The 1,961-nt window shown below is 43.9% G+C and carries 2 protein-coding genes; one reads left to right on the top strand and one right to left on the bottom strand.

The annotated features are described in order from the left end of the window. Positions 1-846, top strand: an 846-nt coding sequence (locus tag WBJ10_RS14715) for an ATP-binding protein (RefSeq protein WP_424291607.1), incomplete at its 5' end; no start/stop codon positions are given. A gap of 162 nt (positions 847-1,008) precedes the next feature. Here WBJ10_RS14715 and WBJ10_RS14710 read toward each other — a convergent pair. Further along, positions 1,009-1,707, bottom strand: a complete 699-nt coding sequence (locus WBJ10_RS14710) for a ComF family protein (RefSeq protein WP_424291605.1) — start codon at positions 1,705-1,707, stop codon at positions 1,009-1,011. Between the last annotated feature and the right edge of the window lie 254 nt (positions 1,708-1,961).

Below are 1,961 nucleotides of genomic sequence, written 5' to 3'. Positions count from 1 at the left end.
ACTGCTGACAAGCCAGTAGTCCTGAAATCAGAGATCGACCACCGGATTCCAACTTATGTTAAAGGCGACCAATTACGCTTGTATCAGGTTCTCATTAATCTTTTAGGAAACGCAGTCAAATTTACAGAAAAGGGTGAAGTTAAGCTGAAGCTCGATCTGGTATCGGAAACTAATAAAACGGTGAATGTTCGGTTCGAGATTTCCGATACCGGGATCGGGATTGAACCCGAAAAAATCGGTTATATCTTTGATTCTTATACCCAGGCAAGTTCGGATACCACTCGTAAGTATGGCGGGACAGGTTTGGGTCTTGCCATTACTAAAAGCCTGCTGCATTTATTTAATTCAGAAATTACCGTAGAAAGTGAAATCGGAAAAGGTTCTAAATTCAGTTTTATTATTGATTTTGACCGGCCTGAGGAACCTTCCCTTCTGGATGAAAACAAATCTGCTCTTGAACAATTACATGCCTCTATTCTGGTAGTGGATGACAACGAGATAAACCGGATCCTTGCGAGTAAAGTGCTTACCAAGTGGGGTATAGAAGTTGATTTCGCAGAAAACGGGAAGTTAGCCTTCGAAAAAGTACAGTCGACTCATTTTGATCTGGTCTTAATGGATCTGCACATGCCTGTGATGGATGGGATGGAAGCTACCCGGGAGATCAGGAAATTGGGAGGTAAATATCAAAAGTTGCCTATAGTCGCACTTTCCGCATCTCTTTTTGCTCATGAATTAGAGGCCATTAATGAGTGTGGAATGGATGGTTATGTGATGAAACCTTTCGTCCCGAACGAACTCTACGCCAGGATAAGCAGTCATCTGGTTCAAAAGCCCCTTAAATAAGAAAAAGCCGGAACCTATAAGGTGTCCAGCTCTTTCTATCTAAATTAACGCTCTCGGGTTTTTTTACGCGCTCAGCGGAGAAAAGTTACATTATTTCTCAACTAATTTCATAATGCTTTTTAAGCTGTTGATTATCAGAATAATAATTTGCAAAAAAATTGTTTATTCTGCGAAAGCGAGCGTCACAATGCTGATTTTTACTTCTTCGATTTGAAGTAAAATGATGCTGCATGCTTCGAGCGTAGCGCCTGTTGTGATTACATCATCTACCAGCAGGATATGTTTTTTCTTCAGGGTATTTTGATCGCGGCACTCAAAGCCATTAGCCAGGTTTACATATCTCTCAAACCGCGATTTTTTCGTTTGGGTTTCTGTATTCTCTATACGTACCAGATTGTCGGAAATTACAGGAATCAAAAGAACGGAAGCCATGCCCCGGGCAATGCACTCGCTTTGATTATACTCCCGTTTCTTTAACTTTTTCGGATGCAGCGGTACAGGAATGATCAGGTCGGGCATTGTCCAGCTGGGGGAACTTGCTAATGTTTGGGCATACAGCTGCCCCATCCTGAATCCGGCTTCCGGCTTTTTATTGTATTTCAACTGATGCATGATGTTTTGAACGCGGCCGCCTTTCCTGAAATAAACAAAAGCGGATGCTTGCTCGAATTTGAATCTTCCCCAGAGTTGCCTGGCGAGTTTGTTTAGTGGATCCAGATGGAAGTTAGTAAGTGGTAGATGGTAGATGCAGTTGGTGCAGATTGTTTTTTCGTTGTTGAAGAGATTGGTGCCGCAGGCGGCGCATAGTTCGGGGAAAAAGAGGGAGAGGAAATCTTTTAAGAAGTTTAACAGGGATTTCATCCCTGAAGATAAATATCACAAGTGTGCTAACGTAACTAGATTAGGGAACGGTGAAGTGAGGACGCTCGCTGCGCTTAAGGTCCCTCGCTGCGCTCGGGATGACGGACGGATGGTTATTTATTAGGGAGGTCCCTCGCTGCGCTTCGGGATGACGAGCGGGTGGTTATTTATTATAAAGGTCGTTGTTGCGGTTAAGGTCCCTCGCTGCGCTTCGGGATGACGAGGGGGTGGGTATTTAGGGAGGTCCCTCGCTG

The organism is Daejeonella sp., assembly GCF_049655485.1.
GTDB lineage: Bacteria > Bacteroidota > Bacteroidia > Sphingobacteriales > Sphingobacteriaceae > Daejeonella.
This window is presented reverse-complemented; position numbering and strand designations above follow the sequence as displayed.

Coding starts and splice junctions, on each gene's coding strand:
- WBJ10_RS14710 (WP_424291605.1), bottom strand. CDS start 1,707: ATGAAATCCCTGTTAAACTTCTTAAAAGATTTCCTCTCCCTCTTTTTC.